The 3056-nt window shown below is 77.6% G+C and carries 1 protein-coding gene and 3 pseudogenes; all 4 read left to right on the forward strand.

Translation table 11 applies throughout. The annotated features are described in order from the left end of the window. The coding region (rfaE2, locus tag JNW89_RS32790) for a D-glycero-beta-D-manno-heptose 1-phosphate adenylyltransferase (protein ID WP_238452000.1) at nt 1-535 on the forward strand (535 nt) is incomplete at its 5' end. Further along, nucleotides 532-1225: pseudogene (locus JNW89_RS32795) on the forward strand (SDR family oxidoreductase). The gene rfaE2 and the pseudogene JNW89_RS32795, both read left to right, overlap by 4 nt. Next, nucleotides 1222-2162: pseudogene (locus JNW89_RS32800) on the forward strand (glycosyltransferase family 9 protein). Before JNW89_RS32795 ends, JNW89_RS32800 begins: the two co-directional pseudogenes overlap by 4 nt. Nucleotides 2163-2182: 20 nt before the next feature. Further along, nucleotides 2183-3046: pseudogene (locus tag JNW89_RS32805) on the forward strand (alpha/beta fold hydrolase). Nucleotides 3047-3056: the final 10 nt, after the last annotated feature.

Below are 3056 nucleotides of genomic sequence, written 5' to 3' on the forward strand. Positions count from 1 at the left end.
CGGGCTGTCCCGCCGGGAACCCGAGCCGGCCGCGTCGCGCCGCCCGGCGTCCGCCGCCGAGGAGCTGGTGGCCCGGGTACGCGCCGACGGCGGCACCGTGGTGGCCACCGGCGGCTGCTTCGACATCCTGCACGCCGGGCACGTCGCCACCCTCCAGGCGGCCCGCCGGCTGGGCGACTGCCTGGTGGTCTGCCTCAACTCCGACCGCAGCGTCCGCGCCCTCAAGGGTCCGGACCGCCCGGTCAACCCGGAGGCCGACCGGGCCCGGCTGCTGGCCGCGCTGGACTGCGTCGACGCCGTCGTGGTGTTCGACCAGCCCACCCCGGCCACCGCGCTGGCCCGGCTGCGCCCCGACGTCTGGGTCAAGGGCGGCGACTACGCCGGCGACGGCGCCCCCGAACTGCCCGAGGCCGAGCTGGTACGCGGCTGGGGCGGCCGGGTGGTGACCGTGCCCTACCTGGCGGGCCGGTCCACCACCGCGACGATCAGCGCCGCGCGCTCGCGCGGCGCCCGACTGGTCAGAGGAGCACGATGAGCAGGGATCTGAATGGATCGGCGGTGCTGGTCACCGGCGGGTCGAGCGGCCTCGGCGCGGCGGTGGTGACCGCCGTGACGAAGGCGGCGGGCGGCCGTACGTGCTGGACCGGCAGTCGCGGCCGACGGGGTGCCGTGGGTCGAGTGCGACCTGGGAGACACCCGCGCCGCCGAGGAGGCCACCCGGCGCGTCGCCGAGCAGGCCGGCGGGTTGACCGGCCTGGTCACCGCCGCCGGGATGGACGTGCCCGGCAAGCTCGCCGACATCGACGGCGCGACCTGGGACCGGATCGTCGGCATCAACCTGCTCGGCACCGCCGCCGTCGTCCGGGCGGCCCTGCCGCACCTGGAGCGCGCGCACGGCACGGTGGTGACGGTCGCCTCGACGCTCGGGATCAAGGCGGTCAGCGACGCCACCGCGTACTGCGCGGCGAAGTTCGGGGTGGTCGGCTTCACCCGGGCGCTCGCCGCCGAGCTGGCCGGCCGGGTCGGGGTGACCCTGCTGATCCCGGGTGGCATGCGGACGGCCTTCTTCGACGACCGGGACGACCAGTACAAGCCGGGTCCGGACGCGATCCTCAACGACCCGGCGGACACCGCCGCCGCCGTCATGTTCGCCCTGTCCCAGCCGCCCGGCTGCGCGGTGCGCGAGCTGGTGGTCTGCGCCGAACAGGAGTCGTCGTACCCGTGATCCTGGTGTTACGGGCGCTCGGCGTCGGCGACCTCGCGACCGGGGTGCCGGGGCTGCGCGCGTTGCGGGCCGCGTACCCGGACGAGGAGCTGGCGCTGGTCGCGCCGCGCTGGCTGGCCCCGCTGGTCGACCTGGTCGGCGGGGTCGACCGGCTGGTCGAGGCGGACGGGCTGGGCCACCTGGCGTGGCCCGGCCCGCCGCCGGAACTGGCGGTCAACCTGCACGGTCGCGCCCGCAGTCGCACCGGATGCTCGCCGGGGTCCGGCCGGGCCGGCTGCTCGCCTTCGCCAACCACGAGGCCGGCCACCCCGACGGCCCGGACTGGCGGGCCGAGGAGCACGAGATCGACCGCTGGTGCCGGATGCTGGCCTGGTACGGCATCCCCGCCGACCGCACCGACCTGGCCCTGCGCCGCCCGGCACCGGGGCGGACGCCGACCGGGGTGAGCATCGTCCACCCGGGAGCGAAGGCGGCGCAGCGGCGCTGGCCGCCGGCGCGGTTCGCCGAGGTGGCCCGGGCGCTCACCGACCGGGGACACCGGGTGGTGGTCACCGGCACCGCCGGCGAGCGGAGCATCGCCGAGCAGGTGCGCGCCCTAGCCGGGCTGCCGGCCGACGCGGTGCTCGCCGGGGAGACCGGCCTCGCGGAGCTGGCCGCGCTGGTCGCCCACGCCCGCCTGGTGGTCAGCGGCGACACCGGCATCGGTCACCTGGCCACCGCCTACGCCACCCCGTCGGTGCTGCTGTTCGGCCCGGTGCCGCCCGCGCAGTGGGGTCCCCCGCCGGACCGGCCCTGGCACCAGGCGCTCTGGGTGGGACAGCGGCAACCGGTCGACGCCGCCGCCGTGCACCCGGCACTGGCCGCGCTGGACGTGCCGGCGGTGCTGGCCGCCGTGGAGCGGGTGGAGCGGGGCACACCCCTTGCTACCCGCCGGTAGCTTCCGCTTAGGCTGGGACGGTGAGCGGGGACATCGAGTACAGCCAGGAGTTCGTCGACGTCGCCGGCGCGCGCCTCGGGGTGCAGGTCTACCCCGAACCGGACGGGCCGGCCGGCGCGCCGGTGGTGGTGCTCTGGCCGGCGATGGGCGTCCGGGCCCGCTACTACCGCCCGTTCGCCGCCGCGCTGCGCGACGCCGGCCTGGCCGTCGTCGTGGCCGACCTGCGCGGCACCGGCGCCAGCACTCCCGTACCGAGCCGCGCCTGCCGGTACGGCTACGCCGAGCTGGCCGGTGACGTCGGCGCGGTGCTCGACGCGCTCAAGCCCCGGCTGGACGGGCGTACCCGGCTGCTGCTCGGGCACTCCCTCGGCGGGCAGGCGGCCCTGCTGCACCTCGCCCTGCACGGCGCGGACGCGGTCGACGGGCTCGCCCTGCTCGCGTCGGCGTGCCGTACTGGCGCAGCTACCCCGGCGCCCGGCGGTACGGGGTGCTGCCGTACACCCAGGGCATCGCGGCGACCGCGGCGGCGCTCGGCGTCTGGCCGGGCTGGGGCTTCGGCGGGCGGCAGGCGCGCGGGGTGATCCGGGATTGGGCGTACACCGCCCGGACCGGGCGTTTCCCGGTGCTGGACGGGGTGGACGCCGAGGCGGCGGTGGGGCGGATCGGCACGCCCGTGCTGGCGGTGAGCGTCGACGACGACCAGTACACCCCGCACGGCACCCTGGACCACCTCTGCGCCAAGCTGACCGCCGCGCCGGTCACCCGGGACCGCTACACCACCGCCGAGGCCGGCGCCCCGCTGGACCACTTCCACCTGGGTCCCGCGCCGACGCCGCTGGCCGCCCGGGTGGCGGCCCTTCGCGGCGGGCCTGCCCCGCCGCTGACGCGGCCGTC

This window comes from Micromonospora sp. 4G55 (assembly GCF_016803375.1).